15 protein-coding genes are annotated in these 15,627 nt (G+C 68.0%); 5 read left to right on the top strand and 10 right to left on the bottom strand.

What is annotated here, in order from left to right:
- Window positions 1–96 precede the first annotated feature (96 nt).
- Both KVA01_RS08670 and KVA01_RS08675 read left to right on the top strand, forming a co-directional pair.
- A complete protein-coding gene (locus tag KVA01_RS08670) occupies window positions 97–969 on the top strand; it encodes a DUF3097 family protein (RefSeq protein ID WP_068470252.1) in 873 nt (290 codons plus the stop codon).
- A gap of 137 nt (window positions 970–1,106) precedes the next feature.
- Window positions 1,107–1,538, top strand: a complete 432-nt coding sequence (locus KVA01_RS08675; protein ID WP_233438824.1) for a DUF4870 domain-containing protein — start codon at window positions 1,107–1,109, stop codon at window positions 1,536–1,538.
- Window positions 1,539–1,608: 70 nt separating this feature from the next.
- Here the strand turns inward: KVA01_RS08675 and hemW are convergent, their stop codons facing one another.
- Window positions 1,609–2,853 (bottom strand): radical SAM family heme chaperone HemW, encoded by a 1,245-nt coding sequence (hemW, locus tag KVA01_RS08680; RefSeq protein ID WP_068467597.1) that lies wholly within the window; start codon window positions 2,851–2,853, stop codon window positions 1,609–1,611.
- Complete coding sequence (gene lepA, locus KVA01_RS08685; protein ID WP_141269796.1) at window positions 2,853–4,709, bottom strand: translation elongation factor 4; 1,857 nt, start codon at window positions 4,707–4,709, stop codon at window positions 2,853–2,855. The genes hemW and lepA overlap by 1 nt, the downstream gene beginning before the upstream one ends.
- A gap of 84 nt (window positions 4,710–4,793) precedes the next feature.
- On the opposite strand from lepA, the gene KVA01_RS08690 reads away from it, so the two are divergent.
- Both KVA01_RS08690 and rpsT read left to right on the top strand, forming a co-directional pair.
- A complete protein-coding gene (locus KVA01_RS08690; RefSeq protein ID WP_141269798.1) occupies window positions 4,794–5,393 on the top strand; it encodes a type II toxin-antitoxin system PemK/MazF family toxin in 600 nt (199 codons plus the stop codon).
- 290 nt (window positions 5,394–5,683) lie between these two features.
- The gene (gene rpsT / locus KVA01_RS08695; protein WP_141269800.1) at window positions 5,684–5,944 is read left to right on the top strand and encodes a 30S ribosomal protein S20; all 261 of its coding nucleotides are present in this window, start codon (window positions 5,684–5,686) and stop codon (window positions 5,942–5,944) included.
- A 259-nt stretch (window positions 5,945–6,203) separates the two neighbouring features.
- On the opposite strand, the gene holA is transcribed toward rpsT, so the two are convergent.
- From holA to KVA01_RS08710, 3 genes are all read right to left on the bottom strand, one after another.
- The gene (gene holA, locus KVA01_RS08700; protein WP_141269802.1) at window positions 6,204–7,217 is read right to left on the bottom strand and encodes a DNA polymerase III subunit delta; all 1,014 of its coding nucleotides are present in this window, start codon (window positions 7,215–7,217) and stop codon (window positions 6,204–6,206) included.
- A gap of 350 nt (window positions 7,218–7,567) precedes the next feature.
- Window positions 7,568–8,665, bottom strand: a complete 1,098-nt coding sequence (locus tag KVA01_RS08705) for an NADH:flavin oxidoreductase/NADH oxidase (protein ID WP_141269804.1) — start codon at window positions 8,663–8,665, stop codon at window positions 7,568–7,570.
- A gap of 152 nt (window positions 8,666–8,817) precedes the next feature.
- Entirely contained in the window at window positions 8,818–11,226 is a 2,409-nt protein-coding gene (locus KVA01_RS08710) for a ComEC/Rec2 family competence protein (RefSeq protein WP_141269806.1), read from the bottom strand.
- 208 nt (window positions 11,227–11,434) lie between these two features.
- Between KVA01_RS08710 and KVA01_RS12630 the strand changes: the two genes are divergently transcribed.
- A complete protein-coding gene (locus KVA01_RS12630) occupies window positions 11,435–11,575 on the top strand; it encodes a hypothetical protein (protein ID WP_170221145.1) in 141 nt (46 codons plus the stop codon).
- Between the two features lie 4 nt (window positions 11,576–11,579).
- On the opposite strand, the gene KVA01_RS08715 is transcribed toward KVA01_RS12630, so the two are convergent.
- From KVA01_RS08715 to KVA01_RS08735, 5 genes are all read right to left on the bottom strand, one after another.
- On the bottom strand, window positions 11,580–12,635 hold the full coding sequence (locus KVA01_RS08715) for a ComEA family DNA-binding protein (RefSeq protein ID WP_233438825.1): 1,056 nt from the start codon (window positions 12,633–12,635) through the stop codon (window positions 11,580–11,582).
- Window positions 12,636–12,799: 164 nt separating this feature from the next.
- Window positions 12,800–13,054 carry a Txe/YoeB family addiction module toxin gene (locus KVA01_RS08720; protein WP_141269808.1) on the bottom strand — a complete coding sequence of 85 codons (255 nt, stop codon included), beginning with the start codon at window positions 13,052–13,054 and terminating at the stop codon, window positions 12,800–12,802.
- Complete coding sequence (locus tag KVA01_RS08725; protein ID WP_141269810.1) at window positions 13,055–13,333, bottom strand: type II toxin-antitoxin system Phd/YefM family antitoxin; 279 nt, start codon at window positions 13,331–13,333, stop codon at window positions 13,055–13,057.
- Between the two features lie 484 nt (window positions 13,334–13,817).
- On the bottom strand, window positions 13,818–14,267 hold the full coding sequence (locus tag KVA01_RS08730; protein WP_141269812.1) for a hypothetical protein: 450 nt from the start codon (window positions 14,265–14,267) through the stop codon (window positions 13,818–13,820).
- A 362-nt stretch (window positions 14,268–14,629) separates the two neighbouring features.
- On the bottom strand, window positions 14,630–15,627 hold a 998-nt coding region (locus KVA01_RS08735), incomplete at its 5' end, for an AAA family ATPase (protein WP_141269814.1).

Below are 15,627 nucleotides of genomic sequence, written 5' to 3' on the forward strand. Positions count from 1 at the left end.
GTCCCGGCCGGGCCTTTGATACGCTCGCGGCTGATTCGTCCGACCCAATGCTCTGCCCGCCCGGGCACCGCCTCCGAACCTACCCATGGAGACCCCGTGAACGCACCCGGTTGGAGCTGGGGCCCGCAGGACCTCGGCAGCCCCGAGGTCTCCCGCCGCTCCCCCGCGGCCCGCGAGGTCCCCGTGGCACCCGACATGGTCCTGGAGGACGTCGAGACCGGCTGGGTGGGCGCCGTCGTCAGCGTGGAGGTGGTGGGCGGCATGCGCGTCGTGGGCCTGGAGGACCGCCACGGCCGCGTCAAGGCCTTCCCCCTGGGCCCCGGTTTCCTGCTCGACGGCGAACCGGTGCGTCTCACCTCGCCCGCACCGCGCGCAGCACCCGCCGGACCGCGCATCACCCGCTCGGGCTCCGTGGCCGTGGAGAACCTGCGCGCCTCGGTGGCCAAGGAGTCCCGCGTGTGGGTCGAGGGCTACCACGACGCCGAGCTCGTCGCCAAGGTCTGGGGGCACGACCTCGCCGTGGAGGGCATCGTCGTGGAACCCCTGCACGGCATCGACGACCTCCCGGCCGCCATCGCCGACTTCCAACCCGGGCCGCAGCGCCGCCTGGGCATCCTCGTGGACCACCTCGTGACGGGGTCCAAGGAGTCCCGGATCGCCGAGCAGGCGCTCGCGGTGCCCGGTGCCCGCGGCAACGTGCTGATCCTGGGCCATCCCTACGTGGACATCTGGCAGGCCGTGAAGCCCTCCGCGCTGGGCATTGCGGCGTGGCCGGAGATCCCGCGCGGGGTGGACTGGAAGACCGGCATGGCCAAGGCGCTCGGGCTGCCCCACCGCACCCCGCAGGACGTGGGCCGGGCCTGGCAGGCCATCCTCTCCCGCGTGGACAGCTACTCGGACCTCGAACCCGCGCTGCTCGGGCGGGTCGAGGAGCTCATCGACTTCCTGACCGCCCCGGGCGCCGACTGACCTGATTCGGCATGTCCGGAGTCACAGGGGCAATCCGCTCCGGGACGGGTCCGTTCCCAGGAAAGCACCGTAGAATGGCCCCACCGGGACCGTGATCCACCCGGTTCGGCTACCGCCCCTGAAAGGGACACCCACCCGTGACTGAGACCGCCCCCACCACCTCCACCCCCACCGAGGAACCCGCCTTCGAGGCCGTGCCCGCGCAGGCCCAGCCCCTCGACGTGGGACAGGACCGTCAGTGGGCCACCCTCGCCCATCTCGGTGGAGTGGTCGGCGCGCTGCCCAGCTACGTGATCCACCGCGTGTTCGCGGACCGCGGCCCGTTCACCGCGCAGGAGTCCCGGGAGGCCCTGAACTTCACCCTGCTGCCGAGCATCGTGGTCCTCGCCGGCATCGTGCTCTCGCTCGTGCCCGCCGTGGGCTGGCTGTTCTCCGTGATCGCCGCCGTCACGTGGCTGTGGCTCGCGATCGCCTCCGTGGTCGCCGGCGTGAAGGTCAACCGCGGCGAGCCGTACCAGTACCGCGGCAACACGCACCTCTACGACCGGATCGTGGCCTCCCGCGACTGATCCCCGCCCGGCGTCCGGCACACGGGCGCCGTCTCCGGGCACCCCGTGCGGCTCACCGTGTGAGCCGCGCTCACCAGTCGAGCAGGCGCCGGGTGACGGCATCGGCCATCAACCGTCCCGCATCCGTCAGCACCGCGCTGCCCCTGAGCGCCGCCGGACCGTCGAGCCAGCCGTCCGCGATCAGACCGGCCACGGCGCGGCGCCCCTCGGGACGCAGCCCCGAGATCTCCAGGCCCTCGCGGATCCTGATGCCGAGCATCGCGTGCTCCACGTACTGCGTCTCGGCGTCCAGGGTCTCGCGTCCGACCGCCGGGGAGATGCCCTCCCGCACCCTGTTTGTGTACGGCAGGGGGTGCTTGAGGTTCCACCACCGCACGCCGTCGCTGTGCGAGTGCGCCCCGGGGCCGATCCCCCACCAGTCCTGGTTGCGCCAGTAGGCGAGGTTGTGCGCGCTGCGGTTCTGCTCGGCGCTGCGACCATGGGCGGCGCGGGACCAGTTGGAGACCTCGTACCACTGGAACCCGGCGGAGGTGAGCTTCGCGTCTGCGAGCGTGTACTTCTCGGCCTGGTCGTCCGGGTCCACCAGGGGGACCTCGCCGCGGCGCATCTGGGCGGCAAGCTTGGTGCCGTCCTCGATGATCAGCGAGTACGCGGAGACGTGGTCCGAGTCCATGGCCAGGGCGGCGTCGAGCGAGGCCTCCCAGTCCGCGACGGACTCCCCCGGCGTGCCGTAGATCAGGTCCACGCTCGTGCCGAGACCCTGCGCCTTGGCCCAGCCGACGGCGCGCGGCACGTTGGCCGGCGTGTGGGTGCGTTCCAGCACGGCCAGCACGTGCGGAACCGCGGACTGCATGCCGAAGGACACGCGGGTGACACCGGCACCGGCCAGCACCTCGAAGGTCTCGGGGGTCACGGAGTCCGGGTTGGCCTCGACCGTGACCTCGGCACCGGGTGCCAGGCCGAAGCTCTCGCGGGCCTGCTCCAGCATGCTCACAAGCTCCCGGGCGGGCAGCAGCGTGGGCGTGCCGCCCCCGAAGAACACGCTGTGCAGCGCCCGCGGGGGCGCCCCCGCGGCGTCGAGGACGGAACGGGCGAAGCGGACCTCGGCCGCGGCGTCGTCGTGGTAGTCGTCCCGCGAGACCCCGTCCCCGAGCTGCTCCATGGTGTACGTGTTGAAGTCGCAGTAGCCGCAGCGCACGGCGCAGAACGGGACGTGGACGTAGAGGCTCAGCGTGCGGTCCGCGGCGCGCGCGACCGCAGAGGCCGGGAGGGCCCCGTCCGACGGCGCCGGGTCCCCCTCGGGTTGGGCGGGCATTACTTCTTCTTGTCCTTCCCGTTGTCCTCGTCCGAGGACAGCGCGGCCACGAAGGCCTCCTGGGGGACCTCCACGCGGCCCACCATCTTCATGCGCTTCTTGCCCTCCTTCTGCTTCTCGAGCAGCTTGCGCTTGCGGGAGATGTCACCGCCGTAGCACTTGGAGAGCACGTCCTTGCGGATCGCGCGGATGTTCTCGCGCGCGATGATGCGCGAGCCGATGGCCGCCTGGATGGGGACCTCGTACTGCTGGCGCGGGATGAGCTTCTGCAGCTTGCCCGTCATGAGCACGCCGTAGGAGTAGGCCTTGTCCTTGTGGGTGATGGCGCTGAACGCGTCCACCTGCTCGCCCTGCAGCAGGATGTCCACCTTCACGAGGTCTGCCGCCTGCTCGCCGTCCGCCTTCCAGTCGAGGGACGCGTAGCCGCGGGTCTTGGACTTGAGCTGGTCGAAGAAGTCGAAGACGATCTCCGCGAGCGGCAACCGGTAGCGCAGCTCCACGCGGTCCTCGGACAGGTAGTCCATGCCCTTCATCTCACCGCGCTTGGACTGGGAGAGCTCCATGACCGCGCCGATGAACTCCGAGGGCACAAGGATCGTCGCGGAGACCATGGGCTCGCGGATCTCCAGGATCCGACCCTCCGGGAACTCGGACGGGTTGGTGACCTCCACCTCGGAGTGGTCCTCGAGCGTCACGTTGTAGGACACGGACGGTGCGGTGGAGATCAGGTCCAGGTTGAACTCGCGCTCCAGACGGTCGCGGGTGATCTCCAGGTGCAGCAGTCCCAGGAAGCCGCAGCGGAAGCCGAAGCCCAGCGCCGTGGACGTCTCGGGCTCGTAGACCAGGGCGGCGTCGTTGAGCTGCAGCTTCTCCAGGGCGTCGCGCAGCACCGGGTAGTCGGAGCCCTCCACGGGGAACAGGCCCGAGAACACCATGGGCTTGGGATCCTCGTAGCCGCCCAGGGACTGCTGCGCCGGCTTCTGCTGGTTGGTGACCGTGTCGCCCACGCGCGACTGGCGGACGTCCTTCACGCCCGTGATGAGGTAGCCCACCTCCCCCACGCCCAGCCCCTTCGACGGGATCGGCTCGGGCGAGATCACCCCGATCTCCAGCAGCTCGTGCGTGGCGCCGGTGGACATCATCTGGATCCGCTCGCGCGGCACCAGGGTTCCGTCCACCACGCGCACGTAGGTCACCACGCCGCGGTAGGTGTCGTACACGGAGTCGAAGATCATGGCGCGCGACGGCGCGTCCTTCTTTCCCTGCGGCGCGGGCACGTCCCGCACGATGCGGTCCAGCAGCTCCTCCACGCCCTCACCGGTCTTGCCCGAGACCTTCAGGACGTCCTCGGGCTCCACGCCGATCAGGTTGGCAAGCTCCGCGGCGTACTTCTCCGGCTGCGCGGCCGGGAGGTCGATCTTGTTGAGCACGGGGATGATCGTTAGGTCGTTCTCCAGCGCCAGGTACAGGTTCGCCAGCGTCTGCGCCTCGATGCCCTGGGCGGCGTCCACCAGCAGGATGGTGGCCTCGCACGCCGCCAGCGAGCGGGAGACCTCGTACGTGAAGTCCACGTGGCCCGGGGTGTCGATCATGTTCAGCGCGTAGTCCGTGCCGTCCACGTTCCACGGCATGCGCACCGCCTGGGATTTAATGGTGATCCCGCGCTCGCGCTCGATGTCCATGCGGTCCAGGTACTGGGCCTTCATCTGCCGGGGCGTCACCACCCCCGTGGCCTGCAGCATCCGGTCCGCCAGCGTGGACTTGCCGTGGTCGATGTGGGCGATGATGCAGAAGTTCCTGATCACCGAGGGGTCGGTCGAGGCAGGTGCCGGTGGATTGACGGCCAACGGTGACACGGGCGGTCCTTTCGTTCTCAGGATGACTCCCCAGTTTCCCATGATCCCGGGCCGGGGGCGAACCGGTCCCCCTACGATGTCCCCATGGCCGACATCACTCGACTGCTGAACCAGGGGCTGCGCCTCGTCCGCATGTACCAGCGCTACGCGGGCTCCCGCGGTCCCGCCTCCCGCTCGTCTCGCTCCCGGGGCACGACGCCGCCGCCCACCTTCGCCCACGAGAACGGCACCTCGCGCGCCCGGCCGGGCAGGGCGACGTCGTCCCCGGGCACCCGCGCACCCGGCACCTCCGCGCCGTACCCCGGTGACTGGACGGGGCCCGTGAACCCGCGGTGGGCCGCGAAACCGGACGGTCGGCCCGATCCCGGGGAGGTCGTGTGGGCCTGGGTGCCCTACCAGGAGGACCACTCGCACGGGAAGGACCGGCCCGTGCTGATCGTGGACCGGGCCGGCGAGCACCTGCTGTGCGTGATGCTGACCTCCAAGAACCACGACACCGCCCGTCACGACGACCCCTCCTACGTGGAGGTGGGCGTGGGCGGCTGGGACCGCTCCGGGCGGCCCTCGGAGGCGCGGATTGACCGGATCATCCCGGTGCGGCCGGAGGACGTGCGGCGCGAGGGGGCGGTGCTGGACCGCGCTCGGTTCGAGGCCGTGGCCGCGGAGCTGACGCGGCGGCGCTGAGCCGGGTGGAGTCCTGGTGGCACCGGGGCGGCGCCGGACGCCCGCTCTCGACTCGGTCCGTGCCCGCCCGTGCCGCGGAGCGTCACCCCAGCACGGACCCGGCGGCACACCCCGACGCGGCGCAGCGGGCATCCGCGGCTCTGGTCTGCTAAAGTAGTCCGCTGTGTGTCCGCGCTGGTCGTCGGGCACAGCGGATGGTTGCCACCGAGCATCCCCACTCTCACAACTCAGTCGATGACCATCCGTGAGCCCTCACTGACCTACTTCCGCAATCGTTCTAGGAGTTACACGTGGCCAACATCAAGTCGCAGAAGAAGCGCATCCTCACCAACGAGAAGGCTCGCCTGCGCAACAAATCGTACAAGTCCGAGCTCAAGACGCTCATCCGCAAGGTGGATGCCGCTGTCGAGTCCGGCAACAAGGACGCCGCCGCCGAGACCCTGCGCACCGCGTCCCGCAAGCTCGACAAGGCCGTGTCCAAGGGCGTTCTGCACAAGAACACCGCGGCCAACAAGAAGTCCGGTCTGGCCAAGAAGGTCGCCAAGATCTGAATCGGCTGACACCGTCGCACTGACGGAGCACACGGGCCCGGCACTCCTCGCGAGTACCGGGCCCGTTCTCGTGTGAGGACAGTGTCGTGTCCCGCCAGCGGTCCGTCGGTGCGGAGTCGCTACTCAGCGCCGCCCAGGACTGACCGTTCAGGTCACGGTGGCCCCGTACCCTTGCGCGCGGTGCCGCGGCGTGCGGTTGCACGGTGCCCGCGTTCGCGATCCTCGGTGGCCCCGCCGTTGTCGGTGTTGTGGTGCCCGCTCAGCGGTGCCCGGAGGTGGCGATCACCGTGATGGCCCGCTCCACCGCGAAGTACGGGGACCGGGAGGCCCCCTTGACCTGGGCGTCGGCCTCGGCGATGGCCTGCAGCGCCCGGGTGACGTCCTGGGCCGTGAACCGGCGCGCCTCGTTCTGGGCGCGCTCCACCTGCCACGGCGCAGCCCCGACGTCACGGGCGATCTGCCCCGCTCCCCCGCGGGAACCGGCCGTGACGGCGATCAGGCGCATCTTCGAGCCCAGCGTGGCCACCATGGGCACCGGGTCCACCCCGACGTCCACGGCCTGACGCCACAGTTTCAGGGCCTGCTCCGCGTTGCCGGCCACCGCGGCGTCCGCCACCCGGAACGCGGTGACCTCCACGCGGCCGCCGTAGTACTTCTCCACGAGCTCGAGGTCCACGGTCACGGGGCCGTCCGCGATCAGCTGGGCGCACGCGGCAGCCAGCTCGGCGGTGGAGGTGCCGACCGCCGCGGCCAGGGCGCGGGCGGCGTCGGGCTCGATGCGCTTGTTCTGCGCACGGAACTCCGCGAGGACGAACGAGGACTTGTCCCGGTCCGACTTGGGCGGGGCGCAGTCCAGGACGAGGGCCTTCTCCTTGAGGGCGTCCAGCAGCTTCTTGCCGCGGTTCCCGCCGGAGTGCTGCCACAGCACCGTGACGTCCGGATCCGGGTTGGCCACGTAGGCCAGGGCGTCCGCCAGCAGGTGCTCGTTCATGCCCGCGAGCTCCTGGACGCACACGAGCTTGGGGTCGTCGAAGAGGGACGGGCTGGTGACCACGGCGAGCTGGCCCGGCTCGTAGTCCCCGGCCGCGATGTCCGTGACCTCGCAGGAACCCCGTTCCGCACGGATGGTGTCCCGGAGGGTCTCCCTGATGCGCTGCAGGATGTACTCGTCCGAGCCGGAGGCCAGCACGAGCGGCTGAGGAACGGCCTCACGCCAGGAGGTCTGCGGGGCCGTGGGCGCCTGTCGGCGGGAAGACGTGCGTGCCGGGGTCATGGTGCTCCTCGATCGTGGCCGACTGCTCGGGCGACGACGCCGCCCGGGACCGGGTGCGAGCGAGCCCCCTCACCGGAAGGTGCGGGGTCGGGACGCCGACGCTGCGTCCCCATGCTAGCCGTGGGTGCAGACACCCCCGGAGGGTCTGTGCAGGGCGGGAGCCGGCGCAGCCGCGTGCGGCACCGCGGACGCGTGCCGGGGCCGCGTCGTCGTCCCGGGTCCACCCCGACCCTTGCTCGTCGTTCCACTCCGCATCGCAGATCAAGCGGTGTCCCGCGAGCGCCCGGGCTCACGTGCTCGGTGTTCACCGCCGGATCACGCTCGCCTCGTCGTCCGGCGAGCGCCGGGGCTCACCGGGTGCGGGGTGGGCGGCGGTAGGCGCGTTCGTACTGGCCGGGGACGGGGGCGTCGGGGACGCCGAGGGTGTGGGCGGCGGTGAGGGCCGCGTGGGGGTCGCGGAGGGCTTCGCGGCCCATGAGCACCACGTCGGCGAGGCCGGTGGCGATGATCTGCTCGGCCTGCCAGGCGGTGTCGATCATGCCGACGGCGGCCACGGGGACTCCGGCGGTGGTCTTGATCTCGGTGGCGAGGGGCACCTGGTAGCCGGGGCCCACGGGAATCTCGGCGGGCACGTTGGCGGCGGAGGAGACGTCGATGAGGTCCGCGCCGTGCTCGGCGAGCCACCCGGAGACGCGGGAGGTGTCGGCGACCGTGAGCCCGCCCTCGGTCCAGTCGGTGGCGGAGAGGCGCACGAGCAGGGGCATGTCCTCGGGGATCACGTCGCGGACGGCGTCGGTGACGCGCAGCAGCAGCCGGGCGCGGTTCTCCAGGGTGCCGCCGTACTCGTCCGTGCGCTCGTTGCTCAGCGGGGAGAGGAACTCATGGAGGAGGTACCCGTGGGCGCCGTGGAGCTCCACGAAGTCCATGCCGGCCTCCACGGCACGGCGGGCCGAGGCGGCGAACGCGGCCACGACGTCGTCGAGGCCCTGCCCGTCCAGCGCGACTGGCTCGGCGAGCCCCGGGAAGGCGACGGCGGAGGGGCCCACGGTCTGCCAGCCCCCGTTCTGCGGCGCGATGGACCGGCCGGGGTTCTCGGAGCCCCAGGCGGCCTCCGTGCTGGCCTTGCGCCCCGCGTGGGCCAGCTGCACGCCAATGGCCGCGCCCTGCTGGTGGGCGAAGTCCACGATCCGCACGAGGGCGTCCCGCTGCTCGTCGTTCCACAGTCCCAGGTCCCGGGGACTGATCCGGCCCTCGGGCACGACGGCGCTCGCCTCCACGATCACGGCCCCCGCCCCACCGGCGGCGAGCGATCCGTAGTGCACGAGGTGCCAGTCCGTGGGCACGCCGTCCTCCCCAAACGCGGAGTACTGGCACATGGGCGGGATCCACAGCCGGTTGCGGACCGTGAGGCCGCGGAGGGTGAGTGGTTCGAACAGGGTGGAGCGCATGGGAGTCCTTCCATTGAGTGGCACGAGCACGGGGGCGCCGGGGGGCGGGCTCCTGACGACGCACGACCCCGGGGTGACCGGCGCGGATGCCCGGTGTTTCGTGGTGCACAACAGATCTTTCCCTCGCGATATTTCTGCTGGTGCTCCCCGGCTCAGCGCCGTGACACGACCACGCGATCTCCTTCGCGGTGCACCCACAGCGCGCCGTTCTGGTCGGTGCGGGCCACTGCAGCGCCCACCTCCTGCAACGCGGCGACCGTCCCGGGGTGCGGGTGGCCGTAGCTGTTGTCCTCCCCCACGGAGATCACGGCGAGCGCCGGGTGGGTGTCACGAATGATGTCGATGCCGCCGTTGCGGGCGCCGTGGTGGGAGACCTTGAGGACGTCGACCGGGGGTGGGTGTCCGCCGGGGAGGGTGTGCAGCGTACGGCGGTAGCCGTCCGCTTCAAGGTCGCCTGCACTGAGCCAGGTGGTGGTGCCGTCGGGGCCGTCGAGGGTCAGCAGCAGGACGAGGGAGGCGTTGTTCTCGTCCTCGGAGGTGACCTTCCGGTGCGGGGGGCGTGGTGTCGTGCTGCCGCCGGAGCCGCCTGCCCCGGTGCCTGGCGGCGCCGTGCCTGCCGTCGGGGAGCCATCAGGGACAGTGGGCGGAGGTGCGGGGGCGAGAACCTCCACGGTGAGCGGCCCCAGGCGCAGCTGCTCGCCGGGAGCAGGGCGCGTGGCGATGTCCGCCCACTGGCTGAGCTCGTCCGGTGGGATGTCCCCGGCGGCGGAGTACCAGACGCGGTCCACGGCCACGGCCTCGGCGAGCCCCTCCAATCCGGCAACGTGGTCGGCGTGGTCGTGGGTGGCGATCACCGCGTCCAGGTGGGTGACCTCGGCCTGCCGCAAGCACTGGGTCAGTGCCCGGGGGTCGGGGCCGCCGTCCACGAGCACGGCACTGTGCTCCCCCGTGCGGTGCAGCACGGCGTCGCCCTGCCCCACGTCGCACACCACGGACTCCCACGCTGGTGCGGGGCGCAGCCACCACACCACGGCCGTGACGAGCAGCGCCAGCAGTGTGAGGGCCGCGGTGATGGCGAGGGCGCGGCGTCGGAACCGGTGCTCCCGGGCGCGGACGCGCCACACGGCGTCGGGCAGGGGCGGCTCGGCCGGGGTCGAGGTGACCGTGCCTCGGGTGGGTCCGGGGCGACGCATGCGGTGGTCGAGGGCGTGCAGAGCGGCGAGCGCGAGCAGGGTTGCCGCGGTGAGCAGGACGATCCCGGCGATCCCCGGGGGCCAGGGCAGGTGCGCGCCGGGGAGTCCGGCGAAGGTGTCGGCAATGCGGCCGAGCAGGCGCGCGGGGTAGGAGGCGAGGCCCACGGGCAGTCCGGCGGTCCGCTCCCAGGCGGTGAACACGGCGGGGTCGGGTGTGCCGGGCACCAGCAGCTGCAGCACCGGGGTGAGGAGGTGGCCCGCGAGCAGGACGCACACCGCGAGCAGCCCGGCGACAGTCACGACCGGGACGAGCGGGGAGGCCGCCATGTTCGCGGGCAGGCTGTAGAGCGGCAGTGTGGGATTGAGCAGAAGCAGCACGGGCCCGCACCACAGCTGGGCAACCATTGGGACGGCCACGCACACCGCGAGCACCGTGGGCACGCGCATGGCGAGCAGCCGGGTGACAGGGCGGGCGCTGACGACGATGCCCGCCGTCGCCAGCACGGAGAGCACGAACCCGTAGTCGATGGCCAGCTGCGGTTCCACGAGCACGAGCCCCGTCACGGCGGCACACAGCGCGTTGAGGCTCACCCCGGGGCGGCCGGTGAGCATGGACAGCCCTCCCAGGGCGCCCATCACGCCGGCCCGCAGCACGGAGGGGTCCGGTCCCACCAGCACCACGAAACCGGCGAGCGCCGCCAGCCCCGCGAGGACGCACCCGCGGCGCCCCGCTCCGAGCGCGAGAGCGGTGTACCCGGTCAGGGTCATCACGAGCGCACAGTTGGAACCGGAGACGGCGGTGAGGTGGGTGAGCCCCGTGTCCTTCATGCTCTGGGCCAGCGCGTCGGGCAGCCGGGAGGTGTCCCCCACGGTCATGCCGGGCACGAGTCCCGCACTCACCGCGCCGTGCTCCCCGGCGAGACGGGCGAGGTCCTCGCGGACAGTCGTCGGCAGGCCGTTCCCGTGCTCCTGTTCGTCGCCCTCCCTCGCAGGGGTCGGCGGCGAGGAGCCCCGCAGGGTGAGGTGTGCCGGGTCCGCGGTGGCGGTCACGCTCAGAACGGCGTCGACGCGCTGCCCGACCTCGACAGTGCCCCACGCGGGGTCCGTGGCGAAGACCGTGGCGGCAACGTCCTGTGGCGAGCCGTCCGCGACGGCGATGCGCAGGTCTACGGCCACACCGTGGGACGCCTCCTGCTCCCCCGGCGCCGGTCCTGAGGTGTACGACGACGGCGCTCCCTGGACGTCTGCCTGAACCCGCACCACCGACCCGGCGGGGTGGGCGACCAGGAACTCCCGGGCGGGCGCCGCGGCGGCGAGCGCCGTGACGATCCCCGCGGCGGACGCGATCCCGATGACTACGGGCAGCACGAGCGCGGGCCCCAGACGACGTCGCGCGCCTGCGCCCGCTGGCCGTGACGACGTCTGCCCCGGTGCCACTTGTCCGAGTGCTGCACCCGGGAAACGTGGTGACGTATCTTCGCCCCGCTCGCGGCGACGAGCCCGTCCGCCACGACGGGCCCGCGGGGCCCAGGTCTGGAGACAGTGGAGGGTGCGGGAAACGTGGTCACGAAGCCACGTGGGAGCGAACCACGCCACCGTGAAGAAGACCACGCTGATGACGGCACCCCAGGTCCCGGCCTCCCAGCCGTCCAGGAGCGTGCGGATCGAGCACAGCCACGTGCTCACCGCCACGGGCAACAGCCGCAGGTCCCACTGACCCGTCATACCGTGACCAGCGGCAGCAGTGCCTCGAGCATCATGGGCCCTACACCGCTGACGTCGTCTAGCTGCTCGGGCGCGGTGAACGGCCCGTGCTGCGTGCGGAAGTCCACGATCCGCTGCGCCAGCACCGGCCCCACGCGCGGCAATGTCTCCAACTCCGCAGCCGTGGCGGTGTTCAGGTTCACCAGAGTCCCGCCCGCGGCCGCCCCTCTGGAGGCTTTGCCGGCGCCAGCACCTGTTCCTCCGGAACCACCGCCCGCCGCCCCGCTGGTACCACCCGTTCCCCCAGCAGCGGATGCGGCACCAGAGCCGGTGTCCGCCGCAGACCCGGAGGACGACGCCGCTCCACCACTCTGCTCGGCCGCCACGCGGTCCGCGTTGCCCTTGTTGGGAACCATGATCTGTGCACCGTCCTGCACGGTCTGGGCGAGGTTGAGGCGGTCTTTCACCGCAGCGGAGGTGAATCCCCCGGCGGCCTGCACGGCATCCATGACACGTGCACCCGGGGAGAGGGTGACCACGGAGGGATCCTTGACCTCCCCGACCACGTGCACGGTGAGCACACCCGTGTCCTGGGCTCCCGCCGTCGCCCCATTCGAGGCCTTGGCTACCTCTGGGCTGGCGTGCGACGTCGCGCCGGTGCGGCCGTGACCGGACGCGCCCGACGACTCTCCGGCTCCCGCCCCGTCACCGGACGCCGCGCCGTCGTCGTCCGACGTTCCCGCTCCCCCACCGGAGACCGCGGCCGATGTGACCACGGCCGCGTCGTCTCCGCGCAGGAGCAGGGACATCCCGCCCAGCACCACCGCGAGCAGCAGCACCACGCACAGCACGACCACGGCGGGGCGGGAGAGCCGACGCCGCACGAGAACATCCTCGCGGTGACGAGAATGCGCGTCCTCCGCCGGTGGCTCCCCCGCGGGATCGCGGTCCCCGGGCAGGGCGGTCTCACCCGTTGCCCCGGAGATTTCGTCCTCTCCCAGCAGTGCCGCCAACCGCTCGGTGGCCGGGCTGTCCCGAAACCGCCGTCGTCCCCTGAAATCGATGCCGCTCATGCGGCCCACTCCACCCAACAACCGAGCTGACGTGGGCCCGATGCGCCGCCCGTGTGGAGGAGCGGGAGAGCCCGCGCGTCAAGGGGCGGGCTGTGCAGGCCTCTCGCCGTGCCACACCCGCCGTCAACGCGACAGCAAGCCGACCATCCGTAGGGCAGCCCGGATCAATAGTGGTAGCGGGCCTGGAGGATAATCAGATCCCCGTCGTCCACGAGGTAGACGAGTCGATGCTCCTCATTGATCCACCGCGACCACGCCCCCTGCGCCCCGTACTTCAACTGCTCGGGCTTGCCAATGCCCTCGAACGGCTCGCGCAGGCAGGCATCGATGAGCAGGTTGATCCGCTTGAGGATCCTCCGGTCGGCCGTCTGCCAGTATGTGTAGTCTTCCCAGGCGGCCTCGTCCCAGACCAGTCGCACTCAGTGGTCCCGGGTCTGGCCGGCAGTCTCGTCAGAACGATCGAGTTCGTGGGCCTGGGTCTTCCCTGCGCGGGCGCGGTCGTACGCGTCGAGCAGCCTGCGGGCGTTGGCGGGCGAGCGGAACAGGTAGGCCGTCTCCTGCCAGGCCGCGTACTCGTCAGCGGGCATGAGCACCACGTTGCCCTTGCGGGAGACGATCTCGACGGCCTCCTGGTCCTGGTTCACACGCTCGATGAGCGGGAACAGCATCTTGCGGGCCTCGGTGGCACTAATGGCCATGACAATCCCTTCTCCGTTTTTGCCGTTCTGGCTGGTACAACATCATGGCACCACTAAGCCTTTGAAGGCCTCTGGGTTCGACGTTCAGGGCACGCGATCGCGATCACGCGACTCGGTCGTAGAGTTCGGCAAGCGTCTCCGCCTTGATATATCGGGCGCATTTACGAGCAGTGAGTAGCGAGGGATGGGAGAGGATCGCACAGGTCGGCCAGCCTCCCGAAGTGCAGCTGGATTCAGCTCAGAGCTGCTCGCGGACTCTCGCAAACCTTCGCCATACCACAAACTGCGACAGTTTCGTCCACACCACCCACAAGCTTCTCAACGGGCGGGCGAAGACGGCCACCTTCCCCGTGGCCCTTCATGCGACAATGCCAGCCTGTGAGCCATCTATTGCAGGTTTCGCACCTCGTCAAATTGAACTATATGGAGATGCACTTAAATGTTAAACCCATCAGGTCGGTGCGACTTCATGATAATTTAGATATTATGCATTCAGCCAGTGTTCGAGTTGTTGGAATAATGGCTCCGTGCGATAATTTCCATCCATCTCCACAACCTTCAGCATCTGATCCTCTAATTGTGCTACATCCGTTATGTGAAGGGTGCCTTTAAAAAATTGCTTATCGTGAAAGAATAGCAGGCTGGCAATATCGTGGCCATACGACACCTTTCGCGGGTCCGTGGCTTTGCTCGGGGCGCAGGTCTTGGCCAACTCTTTATGCTGGTCCGATACAGCGCGCTCTAGAGTGAATTTATCCAGCACTCCCCTCTGAGGGAAGCCCTTGTCATAATTTAAGGCTGGTAAATTGGATACCCTTAATCTCAAGGAATATATTAATGACAAAATGCGCGAAAGGTCATTAAATAAATCATCTGCATTGTAGCGATTCCGGAATATCGAAATATTCATAAGATCAAGTACTGAACGGGTCATCGCATAGCTCTCGATGGCCGGGTAGTCGGTCCACAATAATGTCTCGAAGTTGTTATTCTCAACATTGCACCCAGTATCCCGGTCGGCGACACATCTGAGCGATACTCCCCTCTCAAAAGCTTCTCGCGCTACGACTACAACCCTCGATCTTTGACTATCATTGAAATTGTATGACATCAGGATGTCAGGTCCAACCTCGAGTCTGTCGACTTCGAGAAATATTGGAGCAGGGTTAAAATGAAGCTTCCTTGCCCAAACTTGAAAAAATGTTACATCCGACCTCCCTTCCACTATTACGTAAGATCCACCCGTCAGTCGTACTTCACGGAAGAGCTCGGACAACAATTTTCTTGGTCTATTAGTCACTCCAACTCCCCTGGAATTACAATTGCTTCATCATCAAGGAAATCCATAACCTGGATGGAGTGTGATGCCACTAATATTTGGGTGGGTTGTGGTTCGGTGCAAAACAACAAACGATACAAAAGATCCCTTTGCCAATCGATCCCCAGAGAGATTTCAGGCTCATCGATAATTACAAATTTTGACGTTTTCGTCGCCAGTACCGTTTGGGTAATTAAATAAATTAGATGCTGCTCGCCGCTAGATAAAAGTGCCGGGTCCAAGGACTCCCCGTCACTCCCCTCCAAGCTAAAGCCTCGGCTTGAAGAAAACTGCAGCTGCTTCCGGTCGAGAAAATAGTTTATTGTTGTTACATATCGGTCAATCAGGGATTGAGCCTTTAGTAAACTATTGATTTGCTCCTGAAGGGTATCAAAATATGGCATCAATGCCGCGTGTAAGTACATAAGATTACGGTGATTTGAACGAACGTCAGAAATTTTATCTTTAATATCTCTAACTTGTCGCAAGGAAATTAGACCGTATTTCTCATAGGGAGGCCCTAGCTCCAAGAGATTTACAATTGTATTTTCCAATTGTTCTCTTGCAACTGATCCCGAAGGCGCGGGTTGCATGCTTAAGATCGCATCCGTGGTATTGCTATACGCCATTGATTGATCGCTGGCGCCTTCGGATGAAAGCTCTGCAAGCGCCAATTGTGTAAACATTTTTTCTAGGGTGGACAGTAAGCTACCTATCGGATTTTTTGCCTCGCTCCCTCCGGCCGATTGACTACCACTTCTGCGATCATGCAGTTCACCCTGATAAGCTTCGGTTAACCTATTTGCACTGATAAATAGCGCGCCCGGAGAAAGGGAATCAATAGCTTCTTTAAAGTCTATATAATTTTGATGCTTTTCCCACATTCTACGCGACAGTCTTGTATCTAACTCACTAGGCTCGACCTCTAATTTAACCGGCTCATCGCAATCGAGGGTGTAGCGCGGGTCTGAACCCT

The sequence above is a fragment of the Kocuria varians genome (genome assembly GCF_006539885.1).
GTDB lineage: Bacteria > Actinomycetota > Actinomycetes > Actinomycetales > Micrococcaceae > Kocuria > Kocuria varians.